Here is a 21,110-nt window from a genome sequence, read left to right on the forward strand (position 1 = left end):
GTGAAAACCGAGAGAAGGGCGACCGCATGAATACGGCGCAGCCATTCGAACTTCCCGATTTCTACACACCGTATCCCGCCCGGCTGAACCCGAACGTCGAGGCCGCACGCGCGCACACCAGGGCGTGGGCCGCGGCGATGGGATTCTTCGAACCACAGGCGGGACAACAGATCTGGGTCCCCGACGACGTGGACCGGCACGACTACGGCCTCATGTGCGCCTATACCCACCCCGACTGCGACGCCGACGAATTGGAGCTGATCACCGACTGGTACACCTGGGTGTTCTACTTCGACGACCACTTCCTGGAACTCTACAAGCGGACGCGGGATATCAAGGGCGCCAGGGCATATCTGGAACGTATCTGGGATCTGATGCCGATCGGCGGCGGTGCGACCCGGCCGCCGGAGAATCCGGTCGAGCGTGGACTGGCCGACCTGTGGGCGCGCACGATACCGGCCATGTCCACCGCGTGGCAGCGGCGTTTCGCCGAGCACAATCGCGCGCTGATGGAGGAGTCGCGGTGGGAGCTGCGGAATATCGCGGAGGGCCGCATCGCCAATCCGATCGAATATATCGAGATGCGGCGCAAGGTCGGCGGCGCGCCGTGGTCGGCGACGCTGGTGGAACATGCCGTCGCCGCCGAGGTGCCGCCCGAATTGGCCGGCACCCGCCAGCTGCGGGTGTTGCGGGACACCTTCGCCGATTCGGTACACCTGCGCAACGACATCTTCTCCTACGAGCGCGAGGTGCTGGCCGAGGGGGAGAACTCGAATGGAATTCTGGTGGTGGAGCGGTTCTTCGGCTTCGATACCCAACATGCCGCCGAGGTGATCAACGACCTGCTCAGCTCCAGGCTGCAGCAGTTCGAACACACCGCGATCACCGAGATACCGGTGCTGTTCGCCGAGCACGCGCCGCGGCCGGATCAGCAGGCCGCGGTCGCCGCGTACGTGAAAGGGTTGCAAGACTGGCAGGCGGGCGGTCACGAGTGGCATATGCGGTCGAGCCGATACATGAACAAGAACGTGCCGCCGAAGTCGCTGGGGCCGAAAGGTTTCGGCATGTCGGCTATTCAGCCGTTCGGGCGGGCAAACGGTTTCGCGGCGCCGCACACCGGCCCGCGCCTAACCTATAACGGCCTGGGATTGGACCGGTTCAAGAACTTCTCGCACCCGCGGAAGGAAAAGGTCGGCCCGACACCGCTGCCCGAGCTCCACCTGCCGTTCCGGCTCGCGCTGAATCCGCTGCTGGGGCAGGCGCGGCGGAATCTGCTCGAGTGGGGCGGGCGGATGGGCTTCTATGATCCAGTGCCCGGTGTTCCCGGTCCTGGCCTGTGGCGGGAAACGGATATGCGTGAATTCGATTTCGCGCTGTGCGCGGCCGGATCGGACCCGGACGCCACCATGGACGAACTGGATCTCGCAGCGGCATGGCTGGCCTGGCGCGCCTACCACGACGACTACCTTTCCCAAGTCTTCGGCGTGCGAAGGGATTTCATCGGCGCCAAACTACAGACCCGGCGACTGCGCGAATTCATGACCGCGCCGCCGACCCCGGTGAACGCGCTGGAACGAGGTTTCGCCGACCTCTGGCGGCGCACGACGGCTCCCATGGATTCGGCCGCGCGGCGCGAATTCCGCACCGCGCTCGCGGATTTCCTCGCCGGCTCCGACTGGAAGATGGCCGATTCGGCGCTGAACCGCGTACCCGACCCGATCGACTATGTGGAGATGCGCCGCAAAACATTCGGCTCGTCCATGACCATGCGGCACCGGGAAGGCGTGTCGCCCGAGGTCGAACGGACTCAGGTGATCGCCGATCTGGCAAATACCGCAATGGATGTCGGCGCATTCGTCAACGACATCTTCTCGTACCAGAAGCAGATCGAATTCGAAGGCGATCCACACAACGGGGTGCGAGTGATGCAGAATTTCTTCGACTGCGACCGGGATCGGGCGGTGCGGATCGTCGCCGACCTGCTCGATGCGCGCGTGCGCCAATTCCAGCGCGTGGTGGAGCGGGACCTGCCCGCGCTGTACGAGGAGTATCACCTGGATGCGACCGCACGCCGGATTCTCGATCGGCGCGCACACGAATTCCAGGACTGGATGATCGGAATCCTCAACTGGCACATCGAAACCGGGCGCTACAAGGAGCCGTGGCTGCTCGACCGCCACCGCGCCGCCGGGCCGCGCTGGTCGCTCGCCGGCCCCACCGGCATCGGCACCCGCGCCGCACGGGTCGGCGAGATCAGGGCACGGATGCAACGCACTGCCGGATAATTCCCCTCACTCGGACTCCGCGGAAAGAAGGTCGACCGTGACCACCGCAACCTCGTCTGGACCGCAGCACCGGCCTGCCGAACTCCTCGCGCGGGCCAGGACGATTCTCGAGCCGGTGCTGCGCGAATCCGTCGGCGCACTCCCGGAACCGTTGCGGCGCATGGCCGGATATCACTTCGGCTGGTGGGATGCGCGCGGCGCGGCGACCAACGCGGACTCCGGCAAGGCACTGCGGCCCGCGCTGGCCATCGCGGCGGCCACCGCATGCGGTGCGCTGCCGACGGCCGCGACGCCCGCGGCCGCCGCGGTGGAGTTGGTGCACAACTTCACCCTGGTGCACGACGATGTGATGGACGCGGACGAGAACCGCCGCGGCAGGCCCGCGGTGTGGAAGGTCTGGGGGACAACCAATGCCGTGCTGGTCGGCGACGCGCTGCACGCGTTGGCCGGGCAGGTGCTGGCACAGCAGCTGCCCGCCGCGCTCGCCGCCGCCGCGATCGATCGGCTGGAGCGGACGGTGGTCGAGTTGTGCCGCGGCCAGTACCTGGATTGCTGCAGCAAAACCGATTGGGATATTTCCGACTGTGAGCGGATGGCGCTCGGCAAGACCGGCGCGCTCATGGGCTGCGCCTGCGCCATGGGCGCGCTGTGCGCGGGCGCGGGCGATTCCGTCATCGCCGCGCTGGACCGTTTCGGCCGCAACCTCGGTCTCGCCTTTCAATTCATCGACGATCTGATCGGTATCTGGGGCGATCCCGAGGTCAGCGGCAAGCCGACCAATGATCTTGCCCACCACAAACTTTCGCTGCCGGTGGTCGCGGCCCTGCGCTCCGGAACGCCCGCCGCGCGGGAATTGGCGAACCTGTATCGGTCCGAAAAATCGCTGTCCGCACCGGATATCGCCCGCGCCGCCGCGCTGATCGAGCTGGCGGGCGGCCGACAGCTGACCCGGCGGGTGGCCGACGAGCGGGTGGCGGCCGCGATCGCCGCGCTCCCGGACCGGTCGGCCGCAGCGGATTTGATCGCACTCGCGTACCTGGTCGCGCACCGGTGTGCCTAGCGCATCGACGCGCAGGCCCACCGGCTCCTGAATCGCACGTATCCGTCGCAGCAAAGGAGAACCTTTTCGCCTCCGCATTCACCGGCCGGGCTCGACGGATCGTGTCCGGCCGTACCCGATTGGCGCACACCATGATCGCACCGACCCCCGTTTCCACCCTGACCGCACCTGCCGAGCTCGATCCGCTCGGCCGCGTCCGCTGCCCCGAGGAACTACGCCGCCTGCCCGCGGACCTGCTGCCCGCGCTGGCCGATCGGATCCGCGAGTTGATCATCGACACCGTGCTCGGCGCCGGCGGCCATCTCGGCCCGAACCTCGGCGTCGTCGAGCTCACCATCGCACTGCATCGCGTCTTCGAATCACCCAGGGAAACCATACTTTTCGATACCGGGCATCAGGCGTACGCGCACAAGATCCTGACCGGGCGGAAAGACGGTTTCGTGCGCGGGCTGCGGCGGCCCGGCGGCCTGTCCGGCTATCCGAGCCGGAACGAATCCGCGCACGACGTCATCGAGAACAGCCATGCGTCGGCCGCGCTCGGCTATGCCGATGGCATCGCGAAAGCCCGTGCGCTGCAGGGCTGCCGGGACCGGGCGGTGGTCGCCGTCGTCGGTGACGGCGCGCTCACCGGTGGTATGGCGTACGAGGCGTTGAACAATATCGGCGCCGCACCGCACCGGCCGGTGATCGTGGTGCTGAACGACAACGGCCTTTCGTACTCGCCGACCGCGGGTGCCATCGCCGAACACCTGGCCCGGTTGCGCGAGGGCCGCGCCATGGGCCCGAATCTGTTCGAGCAGTTGGGTTTCGCCTATCTGGGTCCGGTGGACGGTCACGATATCGGCGCGCTGGAGTCCGCGCTGCGCCGGGCGAAAAGGCTGGGCGGCCCGGTGGTCGTGCACGCCGTGACGGTCAAGGGTAAGGGCTATCCGCCCGCCGGCACCGACGCCGAGCGGATGCACAGCACCGGCCCTCGGGGCGGTGCGGCGGCGAAATCTGTTGCGTGGACCGATATTTTCGCCGAGGAGCTGGTTCGGATCGGCGCCGAACGCGCCGATGTCGTCGCCATCACCGCCGCCATGCCGGGGCCCACCGGCCTGGCCCGTTTCGCCGAGCGGTTCCCGCAGCGCTGCTACGACGTCGGCATCGCCGAACAGCACGCGATGGCCAGTGCGGCCGGATTGGCAACGGCCGGACTGCATCCGGTGGTCGCGGTGTACTCCACCTTCCTCAATCGCGCCTTCGATCAACTGCTGCTGGATATCGCACTGCACCGGTTGCCGGTCACCCTGGTACTCGACCGGGCCGGGGTCACCGGGCCGGACGGCCCGAGTCATCACGGCATGTGGGATCTGAGCCTGTTCGCCACCGTGCCCGGTATCCGGGTCGCCGCGCCGCGCGACGCCGCACGGCTGCGCGAGCTGGTCGGCGAGGCGGTCGCCGACTGGCGCGGCCCGACCGCCGTCCGCTTCCCGAAAGCCTCGGTGGGACACGATATTCCGGCGCTGGAACGCGACGGTGGACTGGACGTGCTGCACCGCGCCGACGGGCGGGACGTGCTGCTGGTAGCGATCGGCCCGCTGGCCGGTCCCTGCCTGGACGTCGCGGCGCGGCTGCGCGAGCTGGGCATCGCCGCCAGCGTGGTCGATCCCCGCTGGGTCCTGCCGATTTCGGAGCGGCTGGTCGCGGCGGCCGGATGCCATCGGCTGGTCGTCGTCGCGGAGGACAACACCCGCGCGGGCGGCATCGGCGCCGCGCTCACCCGTGCGCTGGCCGAGGCGGGCCAGCGCGTCCCGGTGCGCGCGCTCGGGCTGCCGCACCGATTCTTGGAGCAGGGCAACAGATCCGAGCTGCTCGCCGCCGCCGGGTTGACCCCGGGCAGCATCCTGAGCGCGGTGTTGAGCGCGGGCGCGGGACGGCTCGGCACGTATCGGGAGGTGCGATAACCGCTCCAGGAAGCCACGACCCTGACCGAAAACACCGAACCGGAGGCCGTATCATGACCGCAACCGTTGGTACGAACCCGCTGGACCGCACCGTGATTCGCGCGAGGGTGGACAATGCCCTCTACGAATTCCTGGAACGCAAGACGCGCGCGGGCACGGCCAGCGGGCTGCCCGGCGATGTCACCGACGCGGTGCGCTCGTTCCTGTTCGCGGGCGGTAAGCGAATCCGCCCGCTGCTGTGCGCATTCGGCTGGCACGCCGCGGGCGGCGGCGAGCTGCCGAACGAAATCATCAGGGCGGCGGCCGCATTGGAAATGTTCCACGCCGCCGTGCTGATCCACGACGACATCATCGACAACAGCGACACCCGCCGCGACCAGCCGACGGTGCACCGGGCGGCGGCCGACCGCAACCGCACCGCGCGCGATGCCGCGGCCGCGGACCTGTTCGGCACCAGCGCCGCCATCCTCATCGGCGATTTCGCCCTCGTCTGGTCCGACGAATTGCTGCACACGGCAGGGCTTTCCGCGGAGCAACTGGCCGCGGCGGCGCCGGTGCTCGACGCGATGCGTTCGGAGGTCAACTACGGCCAGTACCTGGATCTGCTCACCACCGGGCACCCCACGGCCGACCTGGACCAGGCGCTGGAGATCATCCGGTACAAGACCGCCGCGTACACCGTGGAGCGGCCGCTGCAGCTCGGCGCGGTCCTGGCCGGGGCGGGATCCGATGTGTGCGAAGCTCTTTCGGCCTACGCCCGGCCGCTGGGGGAGGCGTTCCAGCTACAGGACGATCTGCTGGGCGTCTTCGGCGATCCGGCGCGAACCGGGAAGTCGATCGTCGACGACCTGCGCGAGGGCAAGCACACCGCCCTGCTCGCGCTCGCGCTGCGCAACGCGGACGCCGACCAGGCCGCACGGCTGCGCGGCCTGGTCGGCAATCGGCGGCTGGACGAGCGCGGCGCCGCCATCTGCCGCGAAATCCTCGCCGTCACCGCCCGCACCGAGGTCGAGCAGTTGATCAGGGAGCGTTGGCTGCGGGTGCAGCGGGCACTGGACAAGGCGCCGTTCCCGGCCGCGGCGATCGCGGCGCTGCGGGCCACCGCCGACGCCATTGTCGCCAGGGCCTCGTGAAGGCACTACCGCAGATTGCGGTCGAACAGGGCCAGCAGTTCGCGGTAGTGCCGTTCGGCGGATTCGGCGTCGTATGCGGAGGTATCGGCCTGGGTGTAGCCGTGGTGGGCGCCCTCGTAGACCTCGGTGCGGTAGCGGACGCCCGCGGCGTCGAGTGCCTTGTCGAACTGGGCGATGTGCTCCGGGGTCATGTGGTGGTCCTCGCCCGCGTGCGCGAGATACAGCTCCGCCGTGATATTTCCGACGATCAGGTGCGGGCTGTCCGGGGTGTCGGTGACGAATGGTCCGCCATGGAATCCGGCCACCGCCCCGACCCGATCGGGGAACATGGCCGCGGTGAGTACCGCCAGCCGCGCACCCATGCAATAGCCGGTGACGCCGACCTTACCCGGGGTGACCAGCGGCGACTCCGCCAGCCACGTGAGGTAGGCGCCGACGTCGGCACGCAGGACCTCCGGTGTCAGCTCGACGATCATGGGGATGATCTGCTGGAAGAGCTCCGGCCGCTGCGCCGGGTCGATGAAGTCCGGCAACTCGATCACCGGCGCACGCCCGTGCCGGTAAAAGGCGTTCGGCAGCAGAACGGTGTAGCCGTGGGCGGCAATGCGATCGGCCAGCGATCGCAGGGCGGGCCGTAATCCGAAACCGTCCTGAATCACGAGCACTCCCGGATGGGCGGCGCCATCGTCGGGGTGTACAACATATGCGTCGGCGACGCCATCGCGTGTCTGAATGTCGACGGACATACCATGCAGTGCGGTCATAGTTGAATCCTTCTGTCGTGTCGACCTTTTCGGAATGCTCGATTCGGAATCGGCCAACTCGATCACACTACCGGTCGCCGGAACGGCCGCGACCGCCCGCGCGGGCCGAGCCCACCTCCCGCGCGAACAGACCGTCGGCCGCATTCATCGGCGCACGCCACGCCCAGCGGCGTCCAGGTGAGCCCGACGCAGGCCCGTTACGGAATCCCGCTTTCGGCAACAGAATTCGGCGATGTCGTCCGCGCTGTCGATGCTGCCGTCCGGAGGTGGTCCGAATGGACGTGACAGTAAGTACGACAACCAGCTCGGCAGACGCATCCCGGGGCGGCGGCCTGCCCGCCGGTGTATATCTGCTCGGGTTCAGCCTGTTCGCCATGGGCAGCGCGGAGTTCCTGTTGGCGGGCGTGCTGCCCGCGGTCGCCGTCGATCTCGATGTCACGCTCGCCGCGGCCGGGATGTTGATCACCGCGTTCGCGCTGGGCGTTGTCGTCGGTGGGCCGATCTTCGCCGTGCTGAGCCTGCGTTGGCCGCGCCGAACCACCCTGGTTCTGACGCAGGTGGTCTTCGCGGCCGGCGTCGCCGTCGGATTGCTCGGCGGCTATCCGCTTCTCCTGGTCACCAGGGTCGTCTGCGGTCTCGCATACGCCGGATTCTTCGCTGTCGCTTCGGTGACCGCGATCAGCCTGGTCACTCCCGACCGCAATGCGCGCGCGTCCGGAGTCGTGGTGAGCGGGCTCAGCGTCGCGATGGTCGCGGGCGGTCCGGCCGGAACACTGCTCAGCCACTTCACCCAGTGGCGCGGCGGATTCTGGGCCATCGTAGTTCTCACACTTATCGGTGCCATCGGATGTGTTGTCGGATTGCCCGCCGGTGCGCCGACGGAAGATCCCGGGACGAGCCTGTCGCGGGAACTCGCCACGATGCGGAAACCGGCGCTGTGGGTCGTATTCGCGATCACCATCCTGACCACGGCGTCGTACATGATCTCGTTCAACTACCTGGCGGCAATGCTCGACGACATCACCGCGATCCCCGAGGTCTGGATTCCGGCGATACTCGCGCTGTTCGGGCTGGGCGCATTCGTCGGACTATCCATCGGTGGGCGGATTTCTGATCGGCGGCCGCACCTCGCGCTGAACATCGGCGCGGTCGGCATCATCGCGCTGTCGGTGGTACTGGTGGTGGCGATCGAACAGATCTGGGTTGTCGCGCCCGCCGTACTTCTCATAGGGGTAGCCGCCTTCGTGCTCAACCCGGCTCTCTACGGCCGGGTATTCGCCATCGCGGCCGACGCCCCGACCGTCGCGGGCGCCGCCAACGTATCGTCCTTCCAATTGGGCATCAGTCTCACGCCGGTGCTCGCGGCCGCGGCCTTCACCGGAGGCGCCGCCCTGACGTCGGTCTACTGGATCGGCATCGTGCTGGCCGTGCTCGCCGTTCCGCTCGTGCTGCTCGACCGCGCCCGTTCGGCGCGGACAACCCGGCCCGTCGCGTCGTCGGATGAGCCCGCCGTCAGCTGAACGGGTACTGCCCGCCCCCGCCGTGACCCGGACTGTTCTGGGTGCCGACGTTGATAATGTCCTGAATGAGTCCGACGATCGCGTGCCCGATGTTCAACACGTCGTTGCCGAGGGTGGCAAATTCGCCCGCGATGAGGTTCAGCATGGCATCCGTCCTTGGTCCCGCCCCGATCCCTGTCCCTCCAGGGTCGCACATCCGCCCCCCGCCCACCCCCGGAATGTTCTTGATGGACAGTGACTTTCGTGCTTTTCAGTAGGCCGTCAGGCGGGCGACCCACCCCCGGTTGTGAATGGGCTTGCATCGTCATGCATAATCATTTGCAGGCCGTGCGGGCCGCCGCGGCGCTCGAATGACGGGGACGCCGGACCGCGCCCCGCCCGCACCCACCACAGACCTACTGGCACGAAGGAGCACAAAGACATGTCCGACCGCGTCGTACTCGCCTACTCGGGTGGGCTGGACACCTCCGTCGCGATCAGCTGGATCGGTAAGGAAACCGGCGCCGAGGTGGTGGCCGTCGCCATCGATCTCGGCCAGGGCGGCGAGGATATGAACGTCGTGCGCCAGCGCGCCATCGACTGCGGCGCCGTCGAGGCCGTCGTCGTCGACGCCCGCGACGAATTCGCCAACGAGTACTGCCTGCCCACCATCCAGGCCAACGCCCTGTACATGGGCCAGTACCCGCTGGTCTCCGCGATCAGCCGCCCGCTCATCGTCAAGCACCTGGTGGAGGCCGCCAAATTCCACGGCGCCGGCACAGTCGCGCACGGCTGCACCGGCAAGGGCAACGACCAGGTCCGCTTCGAGGTCGGCATCGGCGCGCTCGCCCCCGACCTGAACGTGATCGCCCCGGTCCGCGACTACGCCTGGACCAGGGAGAAGGCCATCGCGTTCGCCGAGGAGAACGCGCTGCCGATCAACGTCACCAAGAAGTCGCCGTTCTCCATCGACCAGAACGTCTGGGGCCGCGCGGTGGAAACCGGCTTCCTGGAAGACCTCTGGAACGCCCCGACCAAGGACGTCTACGACTACACCACCGACCCGACGGTCAACTTCGAGGCGCCCGACGAGCTGATCGTCACCTTCGACAAGGGCGTCCCGGTCGCCATCGACGGCCGCCAGGTCACCGTGCTCGAGGCCATCGTCGAGCTGAACCGGCGCGCGGGCCGTCAGGGCGTCGGCCGGCTGGATATGGTCGAGGACCGGCTCGTCGGCATCAAGAGCCGCGAGATCTACGAGGCGCCCGGCGCCATCGCGCTGATCGCCGCGCACCAGAACCTGGAGAACGTCACCCTCGAGCGCGAGCTGGGCCGGTACAAGCGGCAGGTCGAGCAGCGCTGGGGCGAGCTGGCCTACGACGGCCTGTGGTTCTCCCCGCTCAAGCGGGCGCTCGACGCGTTCGTCGCCGAGACCCAGCAGCACGTCTCCGGCGATATCCGGATGGTGCTGCACGGCGGCAATGTCGTGGTCAACGGCCGGCGCTCGGAGCAGTCCCTCTACGACTTCAACCTGGCCACCTACGATGAGGGCGATTCCTTCGACCAGTCGCTGGCCAAGGGGTTCGTGCAGATCCACGGCCTGTCGTCGAAGGTGGCGGCCCGCCGCGACCTGAACCAGAAGTAGTACGCGAGCGGTGCTCTGGACGTAGCGTCGGATCGGATCGGCGGATAGAAGGAGCGGCAGCGCTATGCGGACGGATGACGACAGCTGGGACATCACGACGAGCGTCGGCGCGACCGCGCTCGGTGTCGCGGCCATGCGGGCGGCCGAATCCAGCCGCCCCGACGCGCTGTTCCACGACCCGTACGCCGCGGAACTGGTCGCCGCGACCGGTGCGCCCGCGTGGCAGCGGATCGGCGCGGCGGTGCGGTCCCGGGTAGACGCGGCCACCGCCGAGTCCTATCGCCCGATCGGTTCGTTCATGGTCGCGCGGACGCTGTACTTCGACGAGTACTTCACCGCGGCGAGCGCGGCGGGCATCCGGCAGGTCGTCATCCTGGCGGCCGGGCTGGACGCCCGCGCGTACCGGCTCGACTGGCCAACGGGCACAACGGTATTCGAGCTGGATCAGCCGAAGGTGCTGGAGTTCAAGGCGGCCGCGCTCGCCGCGCACCGCCCGCGTGCCGACCGCCGCGAGGTCGCCGTCGACCTGCGTCAGGACTGGCCGAAGGCATTGCGGGACAAGGGTTTCGACCCGGGACGACCGACGGCGTGGCTGGCCGAGGGACTGCTGCGCTACCTGCCCGCCGACGCGCAGGACCGGCTGTTCGAGAACATCGTCGCGCTGAGCGCGCCCGGCAGCCGGGTCGCGGTCAATATCGCGCACGACCGTCCGCGACCGACCGAGGACCAGCGGCAGCGGCGGGCCCGGCTGAAGGAACAACTCGGTATCGAGGTCGATTTCGACACGCTGTGGTACCCGAGCGACGGCCGCTCCGATCCGCGGGAGTGGTTCGCCGGGCACGGCTGGACCATCTCATCCGGCGACCCGGTGACGCTGCTCACCGAGCGCGGCCGCGAGGTGCCCGATACGGCGCGGGCCGAACTGGGGCACCACAATCTGATCACCGCCGAACTTCCGGCCTGACGACGAGGAGTACACGTGGGGACCAACGAGGGCGCGCTCTGGGGTGGCCGGTTCGCCGCCGGACCGGCCGCCGCGATGGCCGCGCTGAGCAAGTCGACGCATTTCGACTGGGTGTTGGCGCCCTACGATATTCGCGCGTCCAAGGCGCACGCGCGGGTGCTGCACAAGGCGGGCCTGCTCTCCGATGCCGACCTGTCCGGCATGCTGGCCGGGCTGGAACGGCTTGCGGCGGACGTGGATTCGGGCGCGTTCACCCCCGCCGAATCCGACGAGGACGTGCACGGCGCGCTGGAGCGCGGGCTGATCGAGCGGGTCGGCGCCGAACTCGGCGGCAGGCTGCGCGCGGGCCGCTCGCGAAACGACCAGGTGGCAACGCTTTTCCGGATGTGGCTGCGCGATGCGGTGCGCCGGGTGGCGGCCGGGGTCCTCGATGTGGTCGACGCGCTGGTCGCCCAGGCCGCCGCGCATCCGGACGCGGTGATGCCGGGCAAAACGCATCTGCAGGCCGCCCAACCGGTGCTGCTGGCCCATCACCTGCTCGCGCACGCGCATCCGCTGCTGCGCGATATCGACCGGCTGCGCGACTTCGACAAGCGGGCGGCGGTGTCGCCGTACGGATCCGGCGCGCTGGCCGGCTCCTCGCTCGGTCTCGACCCGGAGGCGATCGCCGCCGAACTGGATTTCACCGCGGCGGCGGCCAATTCGATCGATGCCACCTCATCGCGTGACTTCGCGGCCGAGGCCGCATTCGTGCTCGCCATGATCGGCGTCGATCTGAGCCGCATGGCCGAAGAGGTGATCATCTGGAGCACACCGGAATTCGGTTACATCACGCTGGCCGACGCGTGGTCGACCGGATCGTCGATCATGCCGCAGAAGAAGAATCCGGACGTCTCCGAACTCACCAGGGGTAAGGCCGGGCGGCTCATCGGCAACCTCACCGGCCTGCTCGCCACCCTGAAAGCCCAACCGCTGGCGTACAACCGGGATCTGCAGGAGGACAAGGAACCGCTCTTCGATTCGGTCGCCCAGCTGGAGCTGCTGCTGCCCGCCATCGCCGGACTGGTCGGCACGCTCACCTTCCACACCGAGCGCATGGCCGAACTCGCGCCCGCCGGTTTCACACTCGCCACCGACATCGCCGAATGGCTTGTCCGGCAAGGTGTTCCGTTCCGGGTGGCGCACGAGGCGGCCGGTGCGTGCGTGCGCGCCGCCGAGGCGCGCGGCGTCGGACTCGACGAGCTGACCGACGCGGAGTTCGCGGCCATCGATCCGGCGCTCACCCCGAAGGTGCGCGAGGTGCTCACCGTGCAGGGCTCGATCGCCTCGCGCGATGCCCGCGGCGGCACCGCGGGTGTGCGGGTCGCCGAGCAGCTCGACGAAATCCGCTCCACCGCCGTGGAATTGCGCGGCTGGGCGGAACCGGATTCAGCGCTCTAGCAGTTTGGCGACCGTGAGCAGCGGGGCGGCCAGGGTCGGAATCGCGGCCGGGTCGCCCAAGCTGCCGGGGAAATAGGTGAGCAGGGTGTCGCCGGTGATCGACCAGTGCGGCACGATGCCGGCGAGATGCGCCTGGAGGAGCGGTTGACCGACGAGCTGACGGGCATGTTCCGGATCCGCACTGGTGATCTGGAAACTGTTGTCGAACAACGGATTCCCGGTCTCCACCGGCGGGTGCCCGGTATGGGCCAACTCGGTGTGCTGGTCGCGGACCGTGACGGTGACCGGCGGATGCGGACGGTCCAGGGTGATCGCCACCACCACGCACTGGTGGGTCAGCCGCGCCGAATCGTCCTCGGGGTCGGCGGGATTCGCCGATGTCGTATACGAATAGTCCGCGACGGTCACCGGAAACCCGTCCAGCACACCGGTCAGCGTCGATCGCAGCCCGCGCACACTTTTCCTGGGTAGTCGCGCCACCCATTCGGCATCGGATCGCGGTGCGTACCGCCATCCGGTCTCCGCTGCCCACCGCTCCAGCGCCTGCCGCCTGGTCGAACCGGCCCGGGCCAGGGCGGCGGCCAGGATCGCGACGACCACCAGCACGATCGCCGTCGCCACCGAAAAGATCGTCAGAGCTGTCGCCATCACCACCACACGTCCTCTAGATCATTCTGCCGCAACCGCGTTGATGGCCGCCGACGCCGCCGGGAGCCGGAGAGTCACGGGTGGCCGAGTAGTTCGGCCACCCGGAGCAGGCCGATGCCACGGCCGTATGCGACATCCGGATCCCGCAGTCGGCCCGAGTAATAGGCGAGTAGCTGATTGCCCGCCACCGACCATTCGGGAACGGCTCGAGCGACGTGGGCGTCGATCAGCGGTTTGCTCACCAGCCAACCGGAGTATTGCGGATCCGCGGCAAGGATGCGGAAGTCCTTGTCGAACACCGGATTTCCGGTCGCGGTCGGCTTCTCGCCGAATACGGCCCGGCCGAGCAGGGACAGTGCGCCGCGGGTGCGTACCTCGATGTGCGGATGCGATTGATCGAGGTGGACGACAGTCGCCACGTAGTAGGTGGTGTGGGTGCGCGTCCTGCTGCGGCCGTGGCTGTCGGTGCCGGTCTTCTCCGTCAGATACCAGTATTCGGCGATCGTCATCCAACGACCGTTGACCTGGCCGGACATGATCGCGCCGATGCCGCGCCTACGCGTGCCGGGCATCCGGGTGATCCACTCGGCGCCGCCGGATTCCGCGAAACTCCACCCGCGTGCGGTTGCCCACTGCCGCAGCGCTTCCAAGCGTTTGTACTCGGCGTGGCTCCGCAGCGGGATCGCCACGAGCCCCAGTATGAGCACCGCGACGACCGCGAGACCCACCGCACCGACGATCAACTCCATCGAACACCCCCCTCGTTCGGCGCCCCCGCGCGCCGGTCCGCCATCATTGTGCGTGACCTTGCCCACCTCGGCCACACCGCGGTGCCCATCGAACGCCCGCACGCTGACTACGCTGCGGCAATGACCTTGCTACTGCTGGCGCTGGCCATTGCCTCCGAGGTGACCGCGACCGTATCGCTGAAACTCTCCGACGGCTTCAGCAAGCTCGCGCCATCGGTGATCGTCGTCGTCGGCTACTGCGCCGCCTTCTTCTTCCTCTCGCAGGCACTGAAACGCGGCATGCCGATCGGCGTCGCCTACGGCATCTGGTCCGCGGTCGGCGTCGCCGCGATCGCCGTCATCGGCGTGCTGTTCCTGGAGGAGCGCCTGAGCCTGGTCCAGGTCGGCGGCATCGGTCTGGTGATCGTGGGTGTGCTGGCACTCGAGTTGGGCGGGGCACGCTGATCGAAGTCGGCGTGCCCCGCTCCCGATTCAGAGCAATACGGCGGTGTCCAGATCGAACTTGAAGGGCTCGGGTAGTGACAAAGGTGCCCCGAACTTGGCGCTCAACTTCTCGATGTAGTCGCCCTCACGAGGTTCCCAAAAGATCGTCACCTCGGCTTTGTGCCGGTCAACCAATAGATACGTCGGAATTGACGCGTCGGCGAACGCGTACCGCTTCTCGTATCGGTCTATATCCGCATCGCGTTCACGACCGGAGGTGATCTCCACGACCATGGACACCTCCGCCGGATCGGACCAAGGTGGTTGATCGCGGAAGTAGCCACGCGGCGCGACCGCGCCATCGACCCGGGCCCGCCCCTCTCGATAAGCCGGGATAAGTAGCCCGCGCTCTGGTAATAATCGCAGTTCAGGGCAGTTGTTTCGGATCTGCTCGCCGATATCGGCGATGAATTCATCGTGCTCACCGTCCGGGACAGGTGCCACGTAGATCCTCCCATTGATGAGCTCGAGGTTTACTTCATCCGACGACGCACGTTCCAGCCGCTCGAAATCGGCGACGCTCACCTCGAAGTCCATCGGGCTCATACTCCCAGCGTAACTGGGTGTGGTAGGCGATGTCGCGCGCTGGATCGGCAGGTGTCGTGGCGGCAGCACGGTCATCCGGCGTCCTCTCGGTGGTTTCGATAGTTCTTCATCGGACAGACCCTCCTCAGCGTCGATTCGGCTATTCCTTTTGTCTATGACGTGACACGATCCACTTCGGTTCCCGCGACCCGCCGAAAATCACGATCGGATCTCGGTGGGTTCCGAAATGGTCGTCCGGCCAGGTTGATTCGCCGTCTACCAGGCGAAATGGCCGGGGTGCCAACCCCTTCCGCTGCACAGTACGCAACAAACCGGGGATTTCCGCGAATACGTCCCGGGAATCGGACATCCGATCGTACGATCGGCCGATGGACTGGACGTTTGCTCAGCCGCGGCTCGCTGGATGTGCCGGATGACCTCGGATAATGGTGTTGTGCTCGAGGCCGAGGGGTTGATCAAGCGATACGGTGGGGTAGAGGCGCTGCGCGGGGCCAATTTCCAGGCCCGCGCCGGCGAGGTGGTCGCGCTGATCGGGGATAACGGCGCGGGCAAATCGACTCTGGTGAAATGCCTTTCGGGCGCCGAACAGCCCGACGGGGGACGGATCCTGCTCGACGGTGCTCCGGTGGTCTTCGGCACGCCGACCGCCGCGCGCAAACTCGGCATCGAGACGGTCTACCAGGACCTGGCGGTCGCACCCGATCTCGACCCGGCCGCGAATCTGTACCTCGGCCGCGAACTTCCGCGCCGCGGACTGCTCGGCAAGCTCGGCATGCTGGACAGGTCGGCGATGAAAACCCAAGCCGTAGAACATTTCCGCCGCCTCGGCGTCACCCTGCAGAGCATCGACGTCCCGATCGGCGCGCTGTCCGGCGGGCAGCGGCAGAGCGTCGCCGTCGCCCGCGCGGTGATGTGGGCGAGCCGGGTGGTGTTCATGGACGAGCCGACCGCCGCGCTCGGCGTCGTCCAGCGCGAACGGGTGCTCGACGTCATCCGCCGGGTCCGCGATCAGGGCATCGCGGTGGTGCTGATCAGCCACAATATGCCCGAGGTGCTTTCGGTCGCCGATCGCATCGAGGTACTGCGGCTCGGCCGCCGGGTGGCCCGTTTCGTCGCGGCCGACGCGACCTTGGAACAACTGGTCGGCGCGATGACCGGCGCGCTGTCGCAGGAGGAGGATGCGGCATGACCGAAAAGACCATCGATCCCGTCGAAACCAACGGCGGCGCGGACCTGCCGAGGCGCACCATCTGGCAGCGGCTCACCGGCGCGAGCACGGTCTGGATCGGCCTGGTGCTGGTGCTGCTCGTGATCATATTCAGCATCCTGCGCCCGAACGCGTTCCCCACCAGGTTCACCCTGCAGACGCTGCTCATCGAAACCGCTGTGCTGCTTGTGCTTTCGGTCGGCATGACGTTCGTCATCATCACCTCCGGCATCGATCTGTCGGTGGGCATGGTGCTGATCTTCTCCGGCGTCGTCGGCGCGAAAACCATGGAGTGGCTGAGCCCCAACGAGGACGCCACCCACGCGGGCTGGGGCCTGATCGGCCTCGGCTTCCTGATATCCGTTGCGGGCGGCGGCTGTTGGGGTCTGGTGAACGGTCTGCTGGTGGCCAAGGCCAAGATTCCGCCGCTGATCGTCACGCTGGGCTCCTTCGGCGCCGCGCTCGGCGCCGCCCAGCTGATCACCGGCGGCGTCGACACCCGCACCGTCCCCGAAAAGTTACGTGACTCACTGGGTTTCGGCACCGCGCTGGGCGGTGTGCCGAATCTGGTGCTGGTCGCCGCCGTGGTCACCGTGGTGGCCGCGTGGGGGTTGCACACCACCAAGTTCGGCAGACACACCTACGCCATCGGATCCAATCCGGAGGCCGCCCGCCGGGCGGGCATCCCGGTCACCCGCCATCTGGTCTTGGTGTACCTGATGACCGGATTGCTTTCCGGCCTCGCCGGTTTCATGAATCTGGCCTACTTCGGCACCACCACCATCAGCGGCCACGGCACCGACAACCTGGATGCCATCGCGGGTGTGGTGATCGGTGGCACAAGCCTTTTCGGCGGTGTCGGCTCGGTGATCGGCACCGTGATCGGCGTATTCATCCCTTCGGTGCTGAAGAAGGGTTTCGTCATCGCGAACGTGCCGGTGTTCTGGCAGCCGATCGCGGTCGGCGTGGTTTTGGTGGCGGCGGTCTGGTTCGACCAGGCCCGCCGCCGCGCCAGGGACCGGGCATAGGAGTTCGGCAGTTACACACAAGAAAGGGCGGAGGTAGCCGAGATGAGGGTGGCGAAACGTACCGCTGTGGTGTTCGGCGTCATGGTCGCGGCGGGTGCGCTGCTGGCCGGATGTGGTGGAAAGGTCGGCGGTTCGGGCGGCAACGACGCGAAGAAAATAGTGCTGATTCCGGGCGTGGCCAACGAACCGTTCTACATCTCCATGCAGTGCGGTGCGCAGGAGGAGGCGGCGAAACTCGGCTACAAGCTCGATACGCAGGCCCCGACCCAGTTCGACGCGGGCGCGCAGACGCCGGTGCTGAGCAGTGTGGTGGCCAACAAGCCCGGCGCCATCCTGATCGCGCCGACGCATGCCACCGCAATGGCGAACCCGATCAAGCAGGCCAAGGATGCCGGGATCAAGATCATCGAGGTGGATACCGCCCTCGGCGACACCTCGATCGCGCTGTCCTCGATCTCCTCGGATAACAAGAAGGGCGGTCAACTGGCCGCGCAGACCCTCGCGAAGCTGGTCGGCAACAAGGGCCCGGTGCTGGTGATCAACACCAAAGCGGGCACATCGACCACCGACGCGCGGGCGCAGGGCTTCGAGGACGCGGTCAAGAGCTTCCCCGAAATGTCCTCGCTGGGCGTGCAATACAACAACAACGACGCCGCGCAGGCCACCTCGATCGTCACCGCGACGCTGGCCGCGCACCCGGATCTGGCCGGGATCTTCGCGACCAACCTGAGCTCGGCCGAGGGCGCCGCCGCAGGCCTGCGTAACGCCAACAAACTCGGCCAGGTGAAGCTGGTCGGCTTCGACGCGAGCCCGAAACAGGTCGAGGATCTGAAAGCCGGTACGGTGCAGGCACTTATCGCCCAGGACCCGGGCGGTATCGGTGCGAAGGGCGTCGATCAGGCGGCGGCCGCGTTGGAGGGCAAGCCCGTCACGCGGACCATCCAGACCGACATGATCGCCATCACCCAGGCCGATATGGATGCCAACTCGAAGTACTTCTACAAGAGCAAATGTTGACCAGCATCGCGTAGCGATTCGATGAGGGGTGGTGGTCGGGCGACGGGTGGGCTCAGTCCTCCACGCGTACTGCGTAACCCGCGTTCTCGAGCGCACCGAGCACATCGGCTCGGTGGTTCGGGCCGCGGGTTTCCAGCGTCAGCGAGACCTCCACCTCGTCGACGGCCAGCGAGGTCCCGGTGCGCGAATGCGCGACGTCGACCACGCTGGCCCCGGTCTTGCCGACCACCGAGAGCAGTCCGCTCAGCGCGCCCGGACGATCCGAAAGGGTAAGGCGCAGCGCGAGATAGCGGCCCGCGGCGCTCAACCCGTGCCCGATCACCCTGGTGAGCAGCAGCGGATCGATATTGCCGCCGGAAAGGATCACCGCGACCTGCCCCTCGAGCTCCAAATCCCTTGCGGCGGTGCTCATCAGCGCCGCGACCCCGGCCGCGCCCGCCGGCTCCACGATCAGCTTGGCCCGTTCCAGGCACAGCAGCAGCGCCCGGGACAGCTCCTCCTCGTCGACCGTCACCACGGTGTCCACGAATTCGGCGACGTGCGCGAACGGCACGGCGCCGGGCAGTCCGACGGCGATACCGTCGGCCATCGTCGACATATGTTGGGCCCGAACGGGTTTACCCGCCGCCAGCGAACCCGGCCAGGCCGCGGCGCCCGCCGCCTGCACCCCGATCACCCGCACGTGCGGCGCCAGGTGGTGCAGCGCGATCGCGACACCGGCCAGCAGCCCGCCGCCGCCGGTCGGCACCAGCACCGTCCCGACCTGCGGCTGCTGCTCCAGAATTTCCAGTGCCACCGTCGCCTGCCCGGCGACGACATCGGCGTGATCGAACGGGTGGATCAGCGTCGCACCCGTGTGCTCGGCGAATTCCAGTGCGGCCGTTAGCGAATCGTCGATGATCTCGCCCACCTGCTGCACCGTCGCGCCGTAGGCCCTGGTGGCCACCAGCTTCGGCAGCGACGCGCCGACCGGCATGAAGACCGTGGATTCGATGCCGAGTGAGGCCGCCGCCCATGCGACGCCCTGCGCGTGATTACCCGCGCTGGCCGCGACGACGCCCCTGGCCCGGTCGGCGGCGGGCAGGTTGGCGATCCGGTTGTAGGCCCCGCGCGGTTTGAACGACCCGGTTCGCTGCAGGTTCTCGCACTTGAGCAGCACATCGGCGCCCGCCTTCTCGGACAGCACCCGCGACGCGACCAGCGGTGTCCGCCGGATCACCGGGGCCAGCAGTCCGGCGGCGGCTTCGATCCGATCCAGCCCGATCAAGTCCATGCCGCGATCCTGCCAGCCGCCCGCCGACCTGTCGCACGCAGCTGTCCCCAGTGCGCAGAACGGTCAGCTCCACTCGGCCGGGCCTCGTCGCGCGTGCACAATTTGCCGGGTTGGAGTGACCGGACCGGTCGGTTCGGGGGCCGTCGGATATTGCGATGCGACCCGACGCACGATTACTCGGAAGCGGCCGACTCCCGGGCGAAGTGATGTGCCAGCGCGCCCAACCGTGCCAGCCGGGCGTCGCCCAGCGGGGTCAACTTTCCGCCCAGGCGGTTCGTCACGAATCCCAGCGACATGCCGGTGGCCGGATCCGCGAATGCCCCGGATCCGCCGAGACCGAAATGGCCGAAGGCGGAAACGGGTTCGGTCTTGGACGGGCGCATCGGCACGCCGTGGAAGCCGAGCGCCCACGGAACACGCAGCGCCAGAACGTAATCCGGAGTGAATACCTGACGTCTGCGCATGGCCGTTATGGTTTCGGGCCGCAGCAGCCGCACGCCGTCGAGCTCGCCGCCGTTCGCCAGCGCCGCGTACATCCGGGCGAGCGCGCGTGCCGAGAACACGCCGTTCACTCCCGGCATCACCGAATCATGCAGGCGGGCATCGGAAACCAGGTCGGCGAAGCCGCGTGGCGTGGTCTCCGCGGCCGCCGCGAACCGGGTTCTGGTGAGCAGGTCGCTGCCGCGGTCCCAGCTCATACCGGCCACCGTCAGGCGCGGGAAGTTGGGTGCGATGCGGTGGCGCTGATCCTCCGGTACGCGGAACCAGAGTTCCTCGGCCGCAAGCGGTTCCGCGATCTCGGTGCGCAGCGCCTCGGTGAATTTCTGCCCGGTGACGCGGCGCACCAGCTCGGCGGCCAAGTGCCCGTAGGAGATTCCGTGGTAGCCACTGGTGCGGCAGTGCCGCGGATCGGGCGTCGCGGCGGCGAGGGCGGCGGTGACCGCGGCGTCGTCGAAGAAGCGGTCGGCGGGCCCGGGCAGCAGACCGCGCAGGCGGTGCAGTCCGGCGCGATGAGTGAGCAACTCGCGGACCGTGATTCGCTGTTTGCCCGCGGCCGCGAACTCCGGCCAGTAGGTGGCCACCGGCTCGTCGTAGTCGAGCAGGCCGCGTTCGGCGAGCCGGTGGATCAGGGTCGAGACAACGCCTTTCCCGGTCGAATAAGCCATCGCGACGGTGTCGTGCCGCCACCGCTCGCCCGGCCGCGCGAATCCGGCCCACACGTCGACCACCGGCACCCCGTGCTGATAGACCGCGAGCGCGCCGCCGCCGTCGGACGGTTTCCGGAAGAGCCGGTCGAATTCGGCGACCAGACCGGCGAAGCGCCGGTCGACGAACTGGCGCGGCGAAGAATCTGTCATCGGTAACCCTCTGTCTCGAATTCCGACAGCATGACACGGCCCGAATCCGCCCCTCGATCCGGTGA

19 protein-coding genes are annotated in these 21,110 nt (G+C 67.9%); 12 read left to right on the forward strand and 7 right to left on the reverse strand.

Going from position 1 to position 21,110, the window contains the following annotated elements:
* Window positions 1-26: 26 nt before the first annotated feature.
* From F5544_RS16885 to F5544_RS16900, 4 genes are all read left to right on the forward strand, one after another.
* Complete coding sequence (locus tag F5544_RS16885) at window positions 27-2,285, forward strand: terpene synthase family protein (RefSeq protein WP_167474072.1); 2,259 nt, start codon at window positions 27-29, stop codon at window positions 2,283-2,285.
* Window positions 2,286-2,322: 37 nt separating this feature from the next.
* The gene (locus tag F5544_RS16890; protein ID WP_238847284.1) at window positions 2,323-3,345 is read left to right on the forward strand and encodes a polyprenyl synthetase family protein; all 1,023 of its coding nucleotides are present in this window, start codon (window positions 2,323-2,325) and stop codon (window positions 3,343-3,345) included.
* Window positions 3,346-3,476: 131 nt separating this feature from the next.
* A complete protein-coding gene (locus F5544_RS16895; RefSeq protein WP_167474073.1) occupies window positions 3,477-5,291 on the forward strand; it encodes a 1-deoxy-D-xylulose-5-phosphate synthase in 1,815 nt (604 codons plus the stop codon).
* Between the two features lie 53 nt (window positions 5,292-5,344).
* On the forward strand, window positions 5,345-6,424 hold the full coding sequence (locus F5544_RS16900) for a polyprenyl synthetase family protein (protein WP_167474074.1): 1,080 nt from the start codon (window positions 5,345-5,347) through the stop codon (window positions 6,422-6,424).
* Window positions 6,425-6,429: 5 nt separating this feature from the next.
* On the opposite strand, the gene F5544_RS16905 is transcribed toward F5544_RS16900, so the two are convergent.
* Window positions 6,430-7,188: a dienelactone hydrolase family protein gene (locus tag F5544_RS16905; RefSeq protein ID WP_167474075.1), complete on the reverse strand. Its 759-nt coding sequence runs from the start codon at window positions 7,186-7,188 to the stop codon at window positions 6,430-6,432.
* Between the two features lie 275 nt (window positions 7,189-7,463).
* Here F5544_RS16905 and F5544_RS16910 point away from each other — a divergent pair, with 275 nt between their 5' ends.
* Entirely contained in the window at window positions 7,464-8,708 is a 1,245-nt protein-coding gene (locus tag F5544_RS16910; RefSeq protein ID WP_167474076.1) for an MFS transporter, read from the forward strand.
* Here the strand turns inward: F5544_RS16910 and F5544_RS16915 are convergent.
* A complete protein-coding gene (locus F5544_RS16915) occupies window positions 8,701-8,853 on the reverse strand; it encodes a hypothetical protein (RefSeq protein WP_167474077.1) in 153 nt (50 codons plus the stop codon). The genes F5544_RS16910 and F5544_RS16915 overlap by 8 nt on opposite strands.
* Before the next feature lie 276 nt (window positions 8,854-9,129).
* Here F5544_RS16915 and F5544_RS16920 point away from each other — a divergent pair, with 276 nt between their 5' ends.
* From F5544_RS16920 to argH, 3 genes are all read left to right on the forward strand, one after another.
* Entirely contained in the window at window positions 9,130-10,332 is a 1,203-nt protein-coding gene (locus F5544_RS16920; RefSeq protein ID WP_167474078.1) for an argininosuccinate synthase, read from the forward strand.
* A gap of 64 nt (window positions 10,333-10,396) precedes the next feature.
* Complete coding sequence (locus tag F5544_RS16925; protein ID WP_167474079.1) at window positions 10,397-11,296, forward strand: class I SAM-dependent methyltransferase; 900 nt, start codon at window positions 10,397-10,399, stop codon at window positions 11,294-11,296.
* Between the two features lie 15 nt (window positions 11,297-11,311).
* Window positions 11,312-12,736: an argininosuccinate lyase gene (argH, locus tag F5544_RS16930; protein WP_167474080.1), complete on the forward strand. Its 1,425-nt coding sequence runs from the start codon at window positions 11,312-11,314 to the stop codon at window positions 12,734-12,736.
* On the opposite strand, the gene F5544_RS16935 is transcribed toward argH, so the two are convergent.
* Both F5544_RS16935 and F5544_RS16940 read right to left on the reverse strand, forming a co-directional pair.
* On the reverse strand, window positions 12,725-13,384 hold the full coding sequence (locus tag F5544_RS16935; protein WP_167474081.1) for a hypothetical protein: 660 nt from the start codon (window positions 13,382-13,384) through the stop codon (window positions 12,725-12,727). The two genes, argH and F5544_RS16935, sit on opposite strands and share 12 nt — an antisense overlap.
* A gap of 74 nt (window positions 13,385-13,458) precedes the next feature.
* Complete coding sequence (locus F5544_RS16940) at window positions 13,459-14,235, reverse strand: hypothetical protein (RefSeq protein ID WP_167474082.1); 777 nt, start codon at window positions 14,233-14,235, stop codon at window positions 13,459-13,461.
* Window positions 14,236-14,253: 18 nt separating this feature from the next.
* On the opposite strand from F5544_RS16940, the gene F5544_RS16945 reads away from it, so the two are divergent.
* Window positions 14,254-14,577, forward strand: a complete 324-nt coding sequence (locus F5544_RS16945; protein ID WP_167474083.1) for a DMT family transporter — start codon at window positions 14,254-14,256, stop codon at window positions 14,575-14,577.
* Between the two features lie 27 nt (window positions 14,578-14,604).
* Here F5544_RS16945 and F5544_RS16950 read toward each other — a convergent pair whose 3' ends face one another.
* Entirely contained in the window at window positions 14,605-15,162 is a 558-nt protein-coding gene (locus F5544_RS16950) for a Uma2 family endonuclease (protein WP_167474084.1), read from the reverse strand.
* 412 nt (window positions 15,163-15,574) lie between these two features.
* Here F5544_RS16950 and F5544_RS16955 point away from each other — a divergent pair, with 412 nt between their 5' ends.
* From F5544_RS16955 to F5544_RS16965, 3 genes are read left to right on the forward strand one after another with little or no spacing between them, the layout of a single operon-like run.
* Complete coding sequence (locus tag F5544_RS16955; RefSeq protein ID WP_167474085.1) at window positions 15,575-16,351, forward strand: ATP-binding cassette domain-containing protein; 777 nt, start codon at window positions 15,575-15,577, stop codon at window positions 16,349-16,351.
* Window positions 16,348-17,397: an ABC transporter permease gene (locus F5544_RS16960; RefSeq protein WP_167474086.1), complete on the forward strand. Its 1,050-nt coding sequence runs from the start codon at window positions 16,348-16,350 to the stop codon at window positions 17,395-17,397. The genes F5544_RS16955 and F5544_RS16960 overlap by 4 nt, the downstream gene beginning before the upstream one ends.
* Before the next feature lie 42 nt (window positions 17,398-17,439).
* Window positions 17,440-18,414 (forward strand): ABC transporter substrate-binding protein, encoded by a 975-nt coding sequence (locus tag F5544_RS16965; protein WP_167474087.1) that lies wholly within the window; start codon window positions 17,440-17,442, stop codon window positions 18,412-18,414.
* A 52-nt stretch (window positions 18,415-18,466) separates the two neighbouring features.
* On the opposite strand, the gene ilvA is transcribed toward F5544_RS16965, so the two are convergent.
* Together ilvA and F5544_RS16975 are read right to left on the reverse strand one after the other, a co-directional pair.
* Window positions 18,467-19,687: a threonine ammonia-lyase gene (ilvA, locus tag F5544_RS16970; protein WP_167474088.1), complete on the reverse strand. Its 1,221-nt coding sequence runs from the start codon at window positions 19,685-19,687 to the stop codon at window positions 18,467-18,469.
* A 173-nt stretch (window positions 19,688-19,860) separates the two neighbouring features.
* Complete coding sequence (locus F5544_RS16975; protein WP_167474089.1) at window positions 19,861-21,045, reverse strand: serine hydrolase domain-containing protein; 1,185 nt, start codon at window positions 21,043-21,045, stop codon at window positions 19,861-19,863.
* Between the last annotated feature and the right edge of the window lie 65 nt (window positions 21,046-21,110).

The sequence above is a fragment of the Nocardia arthritidis genome, from assembly GCF_011801145.1.
GTDB lineage: Bacteria > Actinomycetota > Actinomycetes > Mycobacteriales > Mycobacteriaceae > Nocardia > Nocardia arthritidis_A.